This is a genomic window from Paenibacillus nanchangensis (genome assembly GCF_046543445.1).
GTDB lineage: Bacteria > Bacillota > Bacilli > Paenibacillales > Paenibacillaceae > Paenibacillus_AQ > Paenibacillus_AQ nanchangensis.
Genome location: NZ_JBHOFD010000018.1, coordinates 63962 through 80442 on the forward strand (window position 1 = coordinate 63962; position 16481 = coordinate 80442).

A 16481-nucleotide genomic window follows, 5' to 3' on the forward strand; every position below is an offset into this window, starting at 1 on the left:
CCCTTCTTTCTACACAATATGGAGGGACTGCTATTCTTTCAGTGAACCGATTAAGACGCCTTTAACAAAATATTTTTGGAGAAAAGGGTACGTTAAAATAATCGGAACCGTAGCGACCATCATTGTAGCCATGGTGAGCGACTTTGTCGTAATCGTCCGGTTCCGGTTCATATGATCCAACGCAATGGCGTTCGATGAGCCAATTTCGGTCATAATATTGGAGTTCATAATTTGCCGCAGCAGAGTCTGTATCGGAAGCAGATGATCGGTTGTTATATAGATCGCTCCCGTGAACCAGTCGTTCCAATGCCCCACCGCCGTAAATAAAGCAATGGTAGCCAGCACCGGGCCGGAGACGGGAATGACAATCCGGAAGAAAATGCCGTAATTGCCGCAGCCGTCGATTTTGGCCGATTCCTCCAGCCCGTCGGGCAGAGCGGAAAAGAAGGTGCGGATGACAATCATGTTATAGACACTGATGATGCCCGGGATAATCAGCACCCAAAACGTGTCCAGCATCCCCAGCGAGCGGATCAGCATATAAGTGGGGATAAGTCCTCCGCTAAAAAACATCGTAATCATGAAAAACACCATATATTGCTTGCGGTAAAGCAGTGTTTTTTTGGACATCCCGTAAGCTAGCAGTGCCGTAAAAAAGACGGACAACAGCGTGCCGCTCAAGGTTCTTAAAATCGTAATCAAAAAGGAATTCAGCAGGCGGTCATCCTGAAACACGATGTAGTAGTTCTCCAGCGTAAAAGCTCTCGGCCACAGGGTTACACCGCCGAGCGCCGTGTCGCTCCCCTGGTTAAAGGAGATCACCAGCGCGTTCCAAAACGGGTAAAGCATGATCACCGCCAGCAGGACCAGAAGGATATAGTTGATGCGCTGCAGAATTTTATCGCCCAGGCTTAGTCTCATTTTTCATCCCCCCTATAGGTTGTAACGTCCTACCAGAGACTAACATCTGCCTTGCGGGCGATTTTGTTGGCCGTCACCAGCAGCAGCACACTGATCACCGCTTTGAACAGCCCTACCGCAGTCGCATAAGAAAATCTGGCATTCAATATTCCCACACGGTACACATAGGTGTCGATTACATCGGAGTAAGGGCGCAGGACAGGGTTGGTTGCCAGCAGCAAAATGTCCTCAAAACCCGCACTGAGCAGATTGCCGATGGCTAGAATCATAAAGATGATAATGACCGGAGCGATACTGGGGAGCGTAATTAAGTAAATCTGTCTAAACCGGCTTGCACCGTCTATTGAGGCGGCCTCGTACAGGGTTGGATCTACGCCCGCGATCGCGGCAAGATACACAATGCTTCCAAACCCGACTTCCTTCCACACATTGACACTCACTAAAATCGACCAGAAGTATTCCGGGATTGCCAGAAAGTTCACCGGCTCGTGGATCAGGTTGAACCGCTCCAGCAGATAGTTCACCGTTCCGTTGTCGACAGACAGCAGTGAAAACACGAAACCGGATACAATAACCCAGGACAGGAAATAAGGCAAATAACTGACCGTCTGGATAAACCGTTTAAAGCCCATATGTCCAACTTCATTCAGCATCAGTGCCAGCAGGATCGGAGCAGGAAAGGTAATAATCAGCTTGAGCAAACTGATGACAAGGGTATTGCGCATCACATTCCAGAATTCCGGCGCCTGGAAAAACATTTTGAAATTCATCCAGCCCACCCATGGACTTTGCAGAATGCCGTTAAAAATATCGTATTGCTGGAACGCCATAATCACGCCATACATCGGAATGTAGCTGAATATTGCCACAAAAATAATCCCGGGCCAAACCATAGACTGTAAATCCCATTGGCTGACAAATGTTTTCCATTTACTTGGTGTTCCGGCCGCCTTCATCCGCTATTCCTCCTCTGGCGCCTTCTAGTGAAACAACGGCAGATACGGTTTGTTTTTCTCCAGCATTTCATCCAGCAGCTGTTCAGCCACGGTGACCGAAGGCACCAGGGGATGATGAACCATGGCCTGCAGGGCAATATCACGGTCTCCGCGGACGGCCGCCTCAATCGTCAGGCTTTCGTACTGCTTCACCGCGGCCAGCAGACCTTTTACGGACGGCGGGATTTTTTGCAGCGGAATCGGCAGCGGGCCCTGCTTGGTCACCACACAGTTCACCTCAATGGAGGCATCCTCCGGCAAAAAGTCAATAATTCCGTTATTCCGTACATTCAGCGTCTGGATATCGCGGGAATCATTATGAATGGACCGCATCAGCAGTACGGCCGCCTCCGAGTAATAGGCTCCGCCGCGCTGCTCCAGCTGCTTCGGCTTTTCCTCCAGCTCCACGTTCCGGTACAGCTCAAACAGCTCTTCCTCGACCTTCTTCACTACTTCGGCACGTGAGCCGGTTGAAGCCGCCGCTTCCTTCTGTTCCTTCAGCATGTCGTCCGTCATGTAGTAATAGCTCAAATAATAGGAGGGGATGGCTTGCAGTCCGTTCAGGAACCGGTGGTCCCAGGAATCAAACGGCACATTGCTTGCCTTGTAGCTTTGGGGGTAATCAATCAGCTCCTGCAGCTTGCTTTTTCCGTCAATCACGACATCCGATACCCAGTGCAAATGGTTGATGCCCACAAACTCCGAGTAGATCTTGCCGGTAGGAAGTTCAAAAAATTCGGAAAGCCACTTTTGAAAGCCGATTGGCGAGTTGCAGAGGCCTACGCTTTTTACCGAGGAATATTTATGAACCGCTTCAGTGACCATGCCGGCCGGGTTTGTAAAATTCAGCAGCCAGGCATCCGGAGCCAGCTCCTCGATGTCTTTGCAAATATCCAGAATGACGGGGATCGTCCGCAGGCCTTTCATCATCCCTCCGGGACCCGTCGTCTCCTGGCCGATGACATCGTATTGAAGCGGAAGCAGCTCATCCCACTTGCGCGCTTCCAGCATGCCCACCCGGATTTGTGTACAGACAAAATCTGCTCCGGCAATCGCCTCTCTGCGGTTAAGCGTCTCCACCACTGTTATCGGAAGTCCGGACTTGGCAATCATGCGTTTGCTCAGCTCCGCAATGGTGTGCAGCTTCTCTTGTCCTTCCTCAATGTCTACCAGCCATACTTCGTTTACGGGAAGCTCCTTGTGATGCAAGATAATGCCTTCCATCAGCTCGGGCGTATACGATGATCCCGCTCCGATGACAACCAGTTTCAATGTTTCCTCCATGATAGACCCTTCCTTCGTCTTATTCATTTTGATGGGATGATCACTAGCCTAATCCTCACCTGCTTGCTGCATTAAAGACTTTTTCCATGGATAAACGGTCTAGAACCTCGCGGTTCACCTGCAGACCGCTGCTTTCCATTGCCAGGACAACCGAGCCGACAACCGGTTCACGGGTTAAAATCCGTAAAGCGGCATTTGGAGCCGACGGCTTCACTTTCTGCTCAATGGCGCGCCGGATAATGCCTGAGCGGTCTCCCTTGGTCAGCAGGCTGCCGGCAAGAACGATGTCAAAAGTGTCCCCCTCCATCCCCAACTGCCGGATTGTCGCCGCCGCGGCCAAACCAAGCTCCTCCCCTTGCTTGATCAGCAGCCCCGCAGCCACCTGATCCCCTTCCTCTGCCGCTTGAAACAGCAGCTCGGCAATATGAGGGGGCAGTTCTCTGAAATGATCCAGATAATCCTCTCTGAGCTCCGAAACATTGGCATAACCGAGCAATTGAGTTAAGCGCTCCGACAAAACCGTTTGGTTTTCTCTTCCCTCTTCGGCCCGGAGAACGCTGCGGAATACCTCGAGACTTAAATCATAACCGCCGCCAAAATCGCCGAACCGGTAACCAAAACCGCCGCATTGGTAGGCAGCGCCTTCTCGATTTTTACCGGCACAGTTCACGCCCGAGCCGCAAATCAGCACGACCCCGTAATTCTTTTCGGTCCCTGACCGCAGGGCATTCCAGGTGTCACAGGAAATCTCCGTCCGGGGAAGACCAAGCTGGCTGATCATCGGCCGCAAAATCTGAAAATCGGTTTCTCTGTCCGCTCCCGCCAGGCCGAACCAGGAATACTCCAGCTGATCCTTGCTTAGTCCGGCTGACGTAAGCGCTTCCGAGACCGCTTTCTGCAAGCTGGCTTCCGCCTGCTTGCGATTCTTCTGATGATTTCCGTTGCCTCCTTTGCCCACGCCAATGACCTTGCCCTCATCGCTGGCGATCATCGCGTACGTCTTGCTGCCTCCTGCATCAACTCCCAGGTAATACTTCACGGATCTGTTCACTCCTAATATTCAGGTTAATCTTACAGCTGCGGTCGATTCGCGGACGAGAAGCTGAGGAGCAAGCTTCGTTATCGCGGCCGGCATCACCTCCCCATTGATTAACTGCATCAATAAATCAACGCCAATGCTGCCCATTTGGGCTTCAGGCTGTCTAACCGTTGTTAAGCGGGGATAAAATTCACCCACAAACTGCTGATCATCAAAGCCCACGACCGAGATGTCATGAGGGACCCGGATTCCTTCTTCGCGCAGGGCCTGAACCACCCCAAGGGCGATAAAGTCATCCCCGCAAAAAAACGCTGTCGGCAGCTTGGCTTCACGAATCCACCGTTTGGCTACCTCATAACCGCCGCTCACCGTAAACCCGCAGGAATCGGTTCCGAAAGGCGATATACCGGCTTCATCCAGTGCCTGGATATATCCCCGTTTGCGCTCCGCCACACTCAGAAAAACCGAAGGCCCGCCGATATAGGCAATCTGAGTGTGTCCAAGGCCAATCAGATGCCGGGTCGCTTCATATCCGCCCTGGAAGTTATCGATGACGACGCTCGGAACATCCTCATGCTGAAACTGGTTATCCAGCAGGACAAACGGGATGTTTTTTCTACGGAGCTCCTCTACATAAGCTTTTTCTTCAATCGGGGACAACAAGATAATGCCGTCCACGCGGTCCTTCTGGAACAGAAAGTTAGCGCCCTCATCTTCATTTTCCGCTATCGATAAAGCTAAGAAAAAACCTTGTTCCGCCAGCTTCCGGTTCACCACGCGGATCACGCGGTCATAAAAGGAGTCGTTAAAGTTCGTGATCGACATCCCGATGACTCCCGTCTTGCCGCGCACAAGACTCCGCGCCGCCGAGTTGGGCTGATAATTCAACTCCTCCATCGCTTTGAGCACTTTCTGTCTGTTGGATTCACGTACGGACGGCGAATTGTTAATCACTCGGGATACGGTGACTACGGAAAGTCCCGACTTTTTGGCTACATCGTGAATGTTCATCTATGGTTTCATGCCTCCACCGCCTCCAAAAGTTTAAACGTTTTAACTTTTGAAGAAAATAAAAAATCTTTACATGTGATGATATATCTAAGCCCTGACTGAGAAACCGCACAAACCATGTTAGCTTCGCCATTTTTACAAACTGCATAAATCTTTAAAAAAGTTTAAAGGTTTTTACTTTGGTTTCATATTACTATCCTGCATGCCATCCGTCAATCCAAAAGCTGACATGCTATTAAATTTTTTGTATACGGTTAAATTCAAGGCATCCCTCCTCTCTCTTTATGCCAGTGTACATCGAGGAATTTTCCCACCATCTCTAATTTTTCTTTTATATCATCATTTGAATCCGTATGCGGCCCAATAGCAAGCATCTTATCCGCATCAGAATTTAGATTCTTGTTGGCGTTTTTTATTTTCTCACAGATTACGGTGAGAACCGTAGCTATTCCTTTTTTTTATTCAGCTATATATCCGTCCCCCTGGAAACATTTCCGGTAAAAGAAATTCCCGGCTCTCCCATACGCCAATTTTGATTTGCATAAATCCTACTCCCTTCAGATACATTCAGAAGCCTCTGTAGAAACTTTACTACAAGCAGCTTGGACATCACCATTTCTCATTTGTTGAGACAATGACAACCAAAACGAGAATTACGTTGTCTTATGCCATGTAACAGGTAAGCTAATTCATTTAACTAAGCGGTCATTGAGAGAATCTCCGGCCCAATATAAGATGTAATCGACTAGTCGCCACAACCAAAACTGGAGGTTACCCGAATGAATATAGAAATCGGAAAAAAGATCAAGTCCCTGCGGCTGCAAAAGGGCATCACGCAGGAACAGCTTGCTGCAAAACTGAATATGTCTTCCCAAGCCATTTCCAAATGGGAAAACAATGTAACCCTCCCTGATATTCAGCTGCTTCCGAGCTTGTCTGTGCTGTTTGGCGTCACCATAGATGAGCTGTTTGCATTAACGGATGATACCCACTTTGAACGGATTGAAAATATGATCAATACAGAACATGTTATATCCGCTGAAGATTTCGCTTATGCCGAACAATTCCTCAAGGAAAAGGTAAAGGAGACGATAAAAAAAGCCATTCGCTCACTCTGCTGGCCCAACTGCATATTCAACGTTCACAGGAGCATCGCGAGATTGCTTCCGCTTATGCCAAGGATGCACTGAACTGCACTCCTCACAGCAAACGAAACCATAACGCATTACGGGATGCGGAAAATGGCATTATTTTTGACTGGAACTTCTCCAATCATCATAAACTTATCGGCTATTACAGCAATTTTGTGCAAAGTCATCCTGACTACTGGCAAGCCTATGTATGGCTCATGAACTACCTGCTTGCAGACGGCAGATGCACTGAAGCTAAAGAAACATTGGAACAGCTAAACAGCATCCATCCAGGTTATTTGTATCCATTATACAAGGGACTGATCTGCAAGGAAGAAGGAGACCTTGCTCAAGCCTTAACACTTTGGGAACAGATGACAGATCAATATCCCGAGGAATGGCTTGCGTGGTCTTCCAGAGGTGACTGCATGGCCAAATTGTGCAGATACGACGAGGCCGTTGAATTTTATACCAAAGGTTATGAACTGCAGCCCCATCCAAAATATACGGATGCCTTCATAGCTATTGTCCACATCTACAAAATACAAAAACAGTACGACAAGGCTATTATTAAGCTTGAAGAAATCATTGCTCTGTTAGAAAAAGATTGGCAGATTACGGAGGGCAAAACGGTGGATGTATTCAAGGAAGAAATTAATAATCTCAAGGCCTTGTTAAATCAATAAAAAGAAAACAGCCCTTTTCAGCCAAAGCTGAGAGGGCTGTCCTTGGTCAACCTTTAATCGCGCCGTCGATCATCCCGGCAATCAGCTGTTTCTGGAAGATCAGCACAATGATCATCAGCGGAAGCACACTGATAACGGAACCGGCCATGATGAGATGATAAGGCGTATTGTTGCTGTCCTCAAGCGCTTTAAGGGCAACCGATAAAGTCATGTTTTCCTGCGATCTTAAGATGACTGATGGCCACAGGAAGTTATTCCATTGTTTGACGAACAGGATAATCCCCAGTCCGGCAAATCCCGATCTCAGATTCGGCAGCACGATCCGGCGGAAAATTTTGAATTCGCTGCAGCCGTCGATCCGCGCCGCTTCCAGCATCTCGTCCGGGAGGGACATGCAGTATTGGCGCATAAAGAAAATTCCGAAAGCATTGGCCAAATCCGGCAGGATGACGCCCCAAATGTTATCGATAAGATGCAGATTTTTATAAATCGAAAACAAAGGCACCATGGTCGCTTCATGCGGAATCATGAGGGACGCCAGCACGAGCACGAACAAAAACTGCTTTCCTTTAAACTTGTATTTGGCAAAAGCAAATCCGGCCAAACTGCAAAAGATTAACGCAAACACTGTGGAAGCCGTGGATAGCAGGAAACTGTTCCAGGTAATGATTCCGAATTTCCGCTCCATAAACAGCTCTCTGAAGTTTTCCCAATGCAGCGTTGACGGAATCCAAATCGGCGGATTGACAAAAATCTCACTGATGTCTTTTAACGATGAACTGAACAGCCAGAACAGCGGGAACAACGTAAACAGCGAGACAACTGACATGAGCACAAAAGCCAGCGACGAGGACCAGACAGGTTTGCTGTCCGTAAGGTGTGCGGCTTTTAATTTCATTGTTTTTTCCATAGTATCCTCCCCGCCTACTCTTTATCGTCGAAGATACGCATTTGCAGCAAAGAGATAACCATCATGAGAATAAAGAAGCAGACGGCGATGGAAGATGCGTAACCGAAATTAAAGTTTTGGAAGCTTTCTCTGTAAAGCATAAGCACCGGAGTCAGAGTCGAGTTCAACGGGCCGCCTTGGGTCAAAATAAACGGTTCGGTAAATAGCGAAAACGTTCCGATTGTGGACAGCACCGTGCAGAACAGCAGCATTTTTTTAACTAACGGGATGGTAATGAAGAAAAAACTTTTGATTTTGGTAGCCCCGTCCACGTAAGCGGCTTCATACAAATCCTTCGGAATGTTCTGCAGTCCCGTAAGAAGCAGCAGCATATTATAGCCAAGCCAGCGGTAGAGCACCATCATTGCGACGGAGAACCGGGCCCACCACGGGGATTCCAGCCAAGGGATCGGACTGTCGATCAGGCCTAAGTTTCGAAGCACGCTGTTGACCAGCCCGTCTTGGGTGTTCAATAACAGGATGAAGACAAAGGACACGGCGACAACGGACACAAAATTCGGGACAAACAGCGCCATCCGGAAAAAACCTTTGCCTACCATCCAATTGGAATTCAGCATGGACGCCAGAATCAGTCCTACAAACAGCATGAGCGGAACATACATCAAAAAGATCAGCGTACTGTTCCAAAGCGACAGCCAGAAGTCGTTGTCCCTAAACAACTGCGCGTAATTTTCGAACCCGACATATAACTTTTCACCGGATCCATTCCAATCCGTCAAACTGATATATACCGAATACAAAATCGGATATAACGAGAAGACAAAAAACAAGATGAAATAGGGTGATATGTAGAGGTAAGGAGCAACCAACATCTGCTTGTTCCACTTGGATGCTTTCATATCATTCCCTCCAATCCTATCAAGATGAAATTAGTTTCTCTTTGTTTTGCTGCGGAGTTCCGCCGCCATCTCACTCAGAGCCTTCTCCGAACTGACATTGTTCAGGAAGACCTTGGCCCAGACATCGGTCATCAGTTTATTGGCCATAGGAAAATCGGACGTGTACGCAAGCGGATACGTATTGGCTAACGAATTGGCATAGACCTTACGGATCGGCTCGTTGTTAAAATATTCGGACGGCTCCTCCAGGGAAGCATTGTCACTGAGCAGCATGGCCGGGAACAATCCGGCATCCGTCATCATTTTCACTTGGGATTCTTCGCTGCCAAGCATAAATTCAATGAACTGCCATGCCTCCTCCGGATGCTCGGAGTTCTTGTTGATCGCCAGGTTCGCCCCGCCTTGGTTTGCGCCTGTATACTTGTCATCCTTGGACCATTTCGGCATCATCGTGACAGACCATTTGCCTTTATCCGCCGGGGAATATTGGTTTTCAATGATGGCATCATGCCAGGAACCGCCTACCACCGTAGCGATTTTTCCGTCGCGGATTGCATTCCCCCATGGGTCGGTGTTGGCACGGGCATCAAAGACAAGGCCTTCATTTTGCATTTTGATCAGGAAATCGGCACTTTCTTTGATTTCAGGCGAATCGACGGCAACGTTGCCTTGATCGTCGAAGTACCACAATCCACGCTGCCACATCATCGACTCGAACATCCGGTTGCTGGAGTTGGTCTTGGAATCCCCATACATCATCGCTCCGGTTTTTTCCTTGATCAATTTCGCTGCTTCGTAATAGTCGTCCCAGGTTTGGATTTTTTGGGCTACCTCCTCAGGAGCGGTAGGCAAACCGGCTTTAGCGAACAGATCGTTGCGGTAGAACATGACGACCGGACCGCTATCCCACGGCATGGCATACACCTTGTCATCCTTGGTGGCATCTTTCCATTTATAAGCGCTCATTTTGTCCTTGTAAGGAGCTACGCGGTCGGTGATATCAAGCAAGGAATCGATTTGAACGATTTGGGACAGGTTGGTGGATTCCACAGTGATAATGTCCGGAACTGCATCTCCGGTGCTTGAAGTAATCAGGTATTTGGAGTACAAATCCGTTGACTTCATTGTCTGGAACTCGATTTCAATATTCGGATATTTGGCTTGGAAGGCTTCCATATTCAAATCCAGCCCGTCTTTTGCGGTCTCCCAGATCCAGACTACTAATTTCACCTTTTCGTTTCCTTCAGCCGGAGCGTTGGAAGCGGACTTTTGGTTGTCCGAAGAACAGGCTGCCGTCAGCAGAGAAAGCAGCAGACAGGTGATAAGGACGTACAATAATCGTTTTCTTTTCACGGATGGTAACCCCCTATGTCAATTAGATCGTGTGGTACATGATTTATAATAAATTCTTTGAAAAGGCTTTCAAACCGACGATTGTTCGATTATAGTGCGATCTTTTCCGATCCATAAAAAAATGCCCGGCTAAGCCGGGCGGCAGGAGCAATTTGTTTGATTATGCCGTCATTTTGTTTGCAGACGGTATTGTCCCGGCGTAACCTCCGCCTGTTTCTTGAACCATTTTGAAAAATACTTTACGTCTTGAATCCCGATTTTTTCGGCGACTTCTTCCGTACGTATCGAGGTTACGCTCAGCAGCTCCTTTGCCCGTCTCAGCTTGCGCTCCGCAATAAACGAGATGATGCTGCAGCCCGTAGCTTCCTTAAAAATCGTGCTGAAATAACTGCGGCTGACGCCGATGACCGCTGCGACATCCGCCGCCCGGACGTCCTGGTCCAGATGCTCGTCGATGAAATCGATGGCTTGAAGGATATCCTCCTTGTGGGCCGTGCTGAGCAATCGGGTATTCTGCTCCAGCAGGCGGATACGATTTAGCCGGTGTAAGGCTTCCAGCCATTCTTCCGCGCCCGTAACGGGTTTGCACTGCCGCCATTCCAGTTCACGTTCGTTGATTTTTGCTTCCACCAGCTTGGACAAAACAAGCTCCGTAAGGCCGCTGCTGCAGGCAAGGAATCCGGAGCGTCCGCCCGCTTCAAGCCATTTCATTTGGCCTGGATAAGCCAGCGACAGATCCTCCCACCGTTTCAACAATGGATCCGGAGCCGGAGCAGAATCTGAATCAGAAGCGAAATCGGAGGAACTCCCCATTTTGGAGGATAGATAAATATGAATCAGACTCGAAGCAGACAACATCCATTTCCACTCGCCGCGCAGGCGTGCCAAAAGAAATTCTTTCGCCGGATAACTTTTCCTGCCAAGCCATTCGTTTAAGCACTCTTTTGTCCGGTCCGGCTGCTCGGCTGCCTGCTTCGGAACTTCCTGGTGTTTCTCCATGGTTTCCTTATGCTTTTGATAAATCAGGTTCAGGGATGCATGGATATGATCGTCGTCCATATCCGTTTTGACGATATAATCGTGAACGTTTAATTGAATACCGAGTTTGGCATAGTTAAAATCCCGATGGCAGCTTAGGAACAGGATCGAGGTGTCCGGCGATACCTTTCTTATATTTTGGGCCAGTTCGATCCCGCTCATTTCCGGCATAACAATATCTGTAATCACCAGGTGAGGACGATGCTCCAAAAATTTTTGCCAGCCGATGCTGCCGTTCGGGGCATCATCGCACACGATCATCTGGTGCTGTTCCCAATCGATGGTCATCCGCAGCCCTTTTCTCACCAGCTGCTCGTCATCCACGATTAATACTTTAATAGGGAATCGGTTTCCGTAGTTTTTGGCCATGTCAGTGTCACCTTCGTCCCTTGATTTCGGATGGATGCTATTGTCAGCCCGTAGGCATCCCCGTAATGAAGCTTAAACCGTTCATCAACATTCCGCAGGCCTAATCCGCCCCGTTTACCCGGCACTTTTTGGCCGGAACCGATGTACTTCATATGCTCCGGTGTAACCCCTGCGCCATCGTCCTCCAGGATCATGTACAACAGATTTTTTTCCTCGAAAATCCGCATTCGAATATAGCCTTGCCCGTCCTGAAAACCATGAAAAAATATGTTTTCCAGCAGAGGCTGCAGCACCATGCGCGGAATCAGGTTATCTTCAAGCCCGGGCTGTACCTCCAGTTGAAAGGTAAAACCATCTTCAAACCGGTAACGCTGAATCTCGATAAAATGTTTGGCGATCTCGAGTTCTTTCCTCAGGGGAAGGACCGTTTGTTGAAAATTCAGACTCCCATCCAGCACGACGATCAGGTGCTGCAGCATTTTTTGGATGTCCGGCCGGTTGGCCAGTTTGGCTTTCCATTGAATGGAGTTTAAGGTGTTAAACAAGAGATGAGGATTGATCTGATAATGCAGGCTTTTCAACTCGGCGTCACTTTTCAGCTTTTCAGTCCTGCTGATCTCATGGACAAGCTCCACGATTTGCCCTGTCATTTTGTTAAACGACTCGCTTAAAAAACCAAGTTCATCCGACGACTTGACGGGCGTACGGATGAGCAGATCGCCTTCACCGAAACGGCGCATGGAATGGGCCAATTTTCTGATAGGCATCGTAAAACGGATCGAATAGAAGCTGGCCATAAGGACGCCAAGCAGAATCGCCAGGGTGCAGATAAAAGCGGAATACCGCAAAATCACCGATGAGGATTCATAAAAGGTGTTATACGGCACTCTTGCTTCGACCACCCAGCCCTCCGTATCAAGGACCCTTGACCATACTTTATCGTCCTCCCGGATCCCCTCATCCGACGCTGTCTGCAGCAGAACCGTACCGGAGGCGTCTGTGATCCGCAGACGGGCTTTGGTATCCTTTTCAAACGAATTGATCAAACCTAACACTGTATCCGCTTTCATGTCGATCAATAGCCGGCTCCCTTCCGGCAGCCCGAAGGACCTGTTTAACGGTACCACGCTGCTGATTATATATTCGCTGCCGGGGCTCGCGTAATAGTCGGGAATATGAATCATTACATGCCTGTTATTATATTTCGAGCTATCGGACCAGAAGGCGGAAGCCGCCAGACTGTCTGCATTAATCTGGTTATTTCCGATGACTCTGCCTGAAGGCGTAATGACCGCCACTTTAACAAGATTTGTGCTCTCCAGGGACGTAATATAGTTCTGGAAGTCTCTTTCTTCCACATATTGCTCATACGTCGCCGGAACTTCATCCCCTACAATGATCGAAGATGCAATCAAATAGGACAAAATGTTGCCTGTCATCACATCCATCTGCTTAAGATTACCGTCGACATGCAGTTTAAGCTGGTCCACCGCATAAATCACATAGCTACCGAATTGGGAAGTAACCACTTTGGACGATTGATGAAAAGAAAAATACGCAAGCGCCCCCACCGGCAGTGTGGCCACAATAAAGAATGCCAGCATCAGCTTGGTTCTCACGGTGCCCGCTTTCCGGATGCGGGAAATCATCCTCTCAAACACACTCTTCATGTTATACCTCTTCTGACTTTTAGTAAGAGAGTTAGCGGCCATACCATAGGAAACGAAGTCTTCACAGTATAACAAAAACCATCTGAAATTTGAATAAATGGTGTCCCTTAAAATCTCGCGATTAGGGACACCATTATAGAATACGGTCTAGTCTTCTTTAAACAAAGGCAGGATGTTTAGTTCGAAGGAGAACTGCTTTTCGTCCAACCGGTAAACCTCCAACAATTCCGGCCCGCACGAGTTGGAACCTACGCCGCTCATCTTGTAATCCAGGTGGAGGATCGTTTCATCCCGCCGGACAAGCTCATAATGATGTTTGGCGAGGGTTAAATCCTCCGGTGTATAGTGGCTGGCATTAAACGAAAATGGCCGGGCGCTCGTAAATTTCAGCCCCATCCCTTGTTCATTTGTTGCGGTTACCCATTCGGTGCCGTCGTGTGAGCCGTTTTCCTGCGGCATAATATACGGGACAAACAGTTCATCCACTGTGGTCAGGTATTTGCCTTTGAGTGTACTTTGGCTTTTATCTATATAGCTCTCACGAGGGCCGTTTCCAAAATACTCTACCTCCTCCGTGCCCGCCGGCATCACAACCTGAAGGCCAAAGCGGGGCAGGAACAGCAGGTCTTCACGGACGGTAACCTCCGTTTTCAGCCCTATTTCTCCATTGGCAGTTACCCGCCAGTATGCAGCACCGTGCAGCAGCGGCGGTTTGATGTAACCTCCAAGGGAATAAACGACGCGGATTTCTACAGAATTTTCATCCTGTGCGGCTACTGCCGCTTCATAGATATGAGGCAGCGCGCGGTCATAGCCTTCTTCCATCCACTGCCGTTTCACTTTGCGGTCATTGTCCGTTGGAGCCCGCCAAATATTGAAGCCCAAAGGCTTGTAAATCATTTCAACTCCGTGTTTCGTTATGGAGGTAAAGCTGCCTTGATACAGGTCGAACACATAGCGGAAATCGAACCCGTCGATCGTTACCAAGGCGTCTTTTTCCGTAATCCGCAGCGTCTGTCCGTCCATGCCAGAGGCGGCTTGAGCTGCCTTCCGGACTTCCACCGGCAGCCTGAATTGTTCGGAAACCACTTCATGTCCGGATTCGGACCAGAGGGTATGTTCCCGCAGCCGGAAAGTCACCGTGAGGTAAAAAACTTGATCCGCAAATGCCGGCAAATCATAGTCCAGCTTTATCAGCTGTGAGGAGTGCGGCGCAACCCCATCTACCCGGGTTTGGCCTTGACTGTACAGTTCTCCTTCTTTTTCAACCTTCCAATACAGCGTAAGATGGCCGAGATCTACGAAGTCGTACAAATTGGTAACCCGGATAGACCCGGCAGCCAAATCGTCTTCTTCGATCCTTACAGGAGCGATCACTTTTTTGAGTTCCAGCAATCCCGGATGAGGAACCCGGTCAGGGGATACCAATCCATCGATGCAAAAATTCCCGTCATTCGGCTGATCCCCAAAGTCTCCCCCATAAGCATAATACGGCGTTCCTTCCGCATTTTTCGTCAGGATGCCATGGTCGCTCCACTCCCAGACGCAGCCGCCCATCAGCTTCGGATACTTGTAAATGACGTCCCAGTAGTCCTTTAGATCGCCTGGCCCGTTGCCCATCGCATGGCTGTATTCGCACATAAACATCGGCTTGGTGCTGTTTTCATCCTTCGCATAGGCTTCAATGTAGGCCGGCGAGGAGTACATCCGGCTTTCGATGTCCAGCACTTCCGTATCCGGGCTTCCAAAATGCCGGGGGTCGGAGCCTTCGTAATGAATGGGCCTGGAAGCATCCCTGGACTTAGTCCATCGCGCCATCGCCATATGATTGACGCCGTAACCGGACTCGTTGCCCATCGACCACAGGATGACCGAAGGATGGTTTTTATCCCGTTCCACCATACGCTGGGCCCGTTCGACAAAGACATGCTCCCATTCCGGAAGCCGGGTCAGCATATTGAAATCCCCGACGGCATGAAACACCCCGTGGCATTCCAGGTCCGCTTCATCGATGACATAAAATCCGTATTCATTGCACAGCTGCAGAAAACGCGGATCATTCGGGTAGTGGGACGCCCGGATCGTATTGATGTTGTGCAGCTTCATCAGCTTCAGATCCTTGATCATATGATTGACCGGGATCGTCTGCCCCAGCTCCGGATGGGAATCATGCCGGTTGACTCCCTTTAATTTGACGGCGGTTCCGTTAATCAGGAAAACCCCGTCAACAATTTGTATTTTCCTGAATCCGACCGAAAAATGTAGCACCTCATCCGCGGCTCTAATGTAGAGATTGTATAGATAAGGAGTCTCGGCGCTCCACAACTTGGGATGGCTGACTTGAAACATCGCGCTTCCTTCCCCGTCGACGGTTACGGTTTCACTTGCAAGCAGCACTCCATTTGCATCGGTGAATTCGAGCTTGGCATTCACTTGGCCGAGAGCTGAAAGCTCGCAGGTAAGACTGCCCGATCCGGAATCCGGGTCCAGTTCAACGCGGTTAAACACATCAACGATATGTTCGGGGCTGCGGGCCAGCAGATACACGTCCCGGAATATGCCGGAAAACCGCCACAAATCCTGATCTTCGATGTAGGAGCCGTCGCACCATTTTAATACCATAACCGCAAGCTTGTTGCTGCCCGAATGAACGTACGGAGAAATATCAAATTCGGCCGGCATGCGGCTTCCCTGGCTGTATCCCACCCAGATGCCGTTCACCCACAAATAAAAGCAGGAATTGACCCCTTCAAAGACGATATATTTGCTTTTGTTCTCCCAAGCGCTGGAGATATTGAACTCCCGCACGTACAATCCGGCCGGATTGTCATTCGGCACATAAGGCGGATCGCAAGGAAACGGATAATTGACGTTGGTGTAATGCAGCTGGTCGTATCCCTTAACCTGCCAGCAAGAGGGGACAATGAGATCATCCCAGTCGTTAACATCCGCATCGTTACGGAAAAAGTCATGGTCTACTTGCCGGACGGACTCCTTGTATTTAAACTTCCAGTTCCCATTCAGGGTCCGGTAATACGGGGAATTCCCCCGCTTTTGCTTGCGGGAAGCTTCCGCATCCGCATAAGGAATATAATAAGCTCTGGGCGCTTCGCGGTTTTTCTCCAGCACGCTGAGGTCTTCCCAGTATTTTGGAATCTGGATCATCTTGTTTCTCC

Annotated in this window: 13 protein-coding genes; 2 read left to right on the forward strand and 11 right to left on the reverse strand. The window is 49.1% G+C overall.

Features of this window, described 5'->3' with window-relative positions; genetic code table 11:
• Nucleotides 1-30: 30 nt before the first annotated feature.
• From ACE6ED_RS15775 to ACE6ED_RS15795, 5 genes are read right to left on the reverse strand one after another with little or no spacing between them, the layout of a single operon-like run.
• Nucleotides 31-921, reverse strand: coding sequence for a carbohydrate ABC transporter permease (locus ACE6ED_RS15775; protein WP_410828148.1), 891 nt, complete (start codon nucleotides 919-921; stop codon nucleotides 31-33).
• 29 nt (nucleotides 922-950) lie between these two features.
• Nucleotides 951-1877: an ABC transporter permease gene (locus tag ACE6ED_RS15780; protein WP_410828149.1), complete on the reverse strand. Its 927-nt coding sequence runs from the start codon at nucleotides 1875-1877 to the stop codon at nucleotides 951-953.
• 24 nt (nucleotides 1878-1901) lie between these two features.
• Nucleotides 1902-3200: a 6-phospho-beta-glucosidase gene (locus tag ACE6ED_RS15785; protein WP_410828150.1), complete on the reverse strand. Its 1299-nt coding sequence runs from the start codon at nucleotides 3198-3200 to the stop codon at nucleotides 1902-1904.
• 55 nt (nucleotides 3201-3255) lie between these two features.
• Complete coding sequence (locus ACE6ED_RS15790; protein ID WP_410828151.1) at nucleotides 3256-4239, reverse strand: N-acetylglucosamine kinase; 984 nt, start codon at nucleotides 4237-4239, stop codon at nucleotides 3256-3258.
• Between the two features lie 21 nt (nucleotides 4240-4260).
• Nucleotides 4261-5250, reverse strand: a complete 990-nt coding sequence (locus tag ACE6ED_RS15795; protein ID WP_410828152.1) for a LacI family DNA-binding transcriptional regulator — start codon at nucleotides 5248-5250, stop codon at nucleotides 4261-4263.
• Between the two features lie 779 nt (nucleotides 5251-6029).
• On the opposite strand from ACE6ED_RS15795, the gene ACE6ED_RS15800 reads away from it, so the two are divergent.
• Both ACE6ED_RS15800 and ACE6ED_RS15805 read left to right on the forward strand, forming a co-directional pair.
• Complete coding sequence (locus tag ACE6ED_RS15800) at nucleotides 6030-6440, forward strand: helix-turn-helix transcriptional regulator (RefSeq protein ID WP_410828153.1); 411 nt, start codon at nucleotides 6030-6032, stop codon at nucleotides 6438-6440.
• 158 nt (nucleotides 6441-6598) lie between these two features.
• Nucleotides 6599-7066: a tetratricopeptide repeat protein gene (locus tag ACE6ED_RS15805; protein WP_410828154.1), complete on the forward strand. Its 468-nt coding sequence runs from the start codon at nucleotides 6599-6601 to the stop codon at nucleotides 7064-7066.
• Between the two features lie 46 nt (nucleotides 7067-7112).
• Here ACE6ED_RS15805 and ACE6ED_RS15810 read toward each other — a convergent pair whose 3' ends face one another.
• The 6 genes from ACE6ED_RS15810 to ACE6ED_RS15835 form a co-directional block, all read right to left on the reverse strand.
• Nucleotides 7113-7976: a carbohydrate ABC transporter permease gene (locus tag ACE6ED_RS15810; protein ID WP_410828155.1), complete on the reverse strand. Its 864-nt coding sequence runs from the start codon at nucleotides 7974-7976 to the stop codon at nucleotides 7113-7115.
• Between the two features lie 14 nt (nucleotides 7977-7990).
• Nucleotides 7991-8875, reverse strand: coding sequence for a carbohydrate ABC transporter permease (locus ACE6ED_RS15815; RefSeq protein ID WP_410828156.1), 885 nt, complete (start codon nucleotides 8873-8875; stop codon nucleotides 7991-7993).
• Between the two features lie 30 nt (nucleotides 8876-8905).
• Nucleotides 8906-10228: an ABC transporter substrate-binding protein gene (locus tag ACE6ED_RS15820; RefSeq protein ID WP_410828157.1), complete on the reverse strand. Its 1323-nt coding sequence runs from the start codon at nucleotides 10226-10228 to the stop codon at nucleotides 8906-8908.
• A 168-nt stretch (nucleotides 10229-10396) separates the two neighbouring features.
• A complete protein-coding gene (locus ACE6ED_RS15825) occupies nucleotides 10397-11635 on the reverse strand; it encodes a response regulator transcription factor (protein WP_410828158.1) in 1239 nt (412 codons plus the stop codon).
• Complete coding sequence (locus ACE6ED_RS15830; RefSeq protein WP_410828159.1) at nucleotides 11593-13305, reverse strand: cache domain-containing sensor histidine kinase; 1713 nt, start codon at nucleotides 13303-13305, stop codon at nucleotides 11593-11595. Before ACE6ED_RS15830 ends, ACE6ED_RS15825 begins: the two co-directional genes overlap by 43 nt.
• Before the next feature lie 147 nt (nucleotides 13306-13452).
• Nucleotides 13453-16470, reverse strand: coding sequence for a glycoside hydrolase family 2 TIM barrel-domain containing protein (locus tag ACE6ED_RS15835; RefSeq protein ID WP_410828160.1), 3018 nt, complete (start codon nucleotides 16468-16470; stop codon nucleotides 13453-13455).
• Between the last annotated feature and the right edge of the window lie 11 nt (nucleotides 16471-16481).

Coding starts and splice junctions, on each gene's coding strand:
- ACE6ED_RS15825 (WP_410828158.1), bottom strand. CDS start 11,635: ATGGCCAAAAACTACGGAAACCGATTCCCTATTAAAGTATTAATCGTG.
- ACE6ED_RS15775 (WP_410828148.1), bottom strand. CDS start 921: ATGAGACTAAGCCTGGGCGATAAAATTCTGCAGCGCATCAACTATATC.
- ACE6ED_RS15795 (WP_410828152.1), bottom strand. CDS start 5,250: ATGAACATTCACGATGTAGCCAAAAAGTCGGGACTTTCCGTAGTCACC.
- ACE6ED_RS15810 (WP_410828155.1), bottom strand. CDS start 7,976: ATGGAAAAAACAATGAAATTAAAAGCCGCACACCTTACGGACAGCAAA.
- ACE6ED_RS15835 (WP_410828160.1), bottom strand. CDS start 16,470: ATGATCCAGATTCCAAAATACTGGGAAGACCTCAGCGTGCTGGAGAAA.
- ACE6ED_RS15805 (WP_410828154.1), top strand. CDS start 6,599: ATGAACTACCTGCTTGCAGACGGCAGATGCACTGAAGCTAAAGAAACA.
- ACE6ED_RS15780 (WP_410828149.1), bottom strand. CDS start 1,877: ATGAAGGCGGCCGGAACACCAAGTAAATGGAAAACATTTGTCAGCCAA.
- ACE6ED_RS15830 (WP_410828159.1), bottom strand. CDS start 13,305: ATGAAGAGTGTGTTTGAGAGGATGATTTCCCGCATCCGGAAAGCGGGC.
- ACE6ED_RS15815 (WP_410828156.1), bottom strand. CDS start 8,875: ATGAAAGCATCCAAGTGGAACAAGCAGATGTTGGTTGCTCCTTACCTC.
- ACE6ED_RS15800 (WP_410828153.1), top strand. CDS start 6,030: ATGAATATAGAAATCGGAAAAAAGATCAAGTCCCTGCGGCTGCAAAAG.
- ACE6ED_RS15785 (WP_410828150.1), bottom strand. CDS start 3,200: ATGGAGGAAACATTGAAACTGGTTGTCATCGGAGCGGGATCATCGTAT.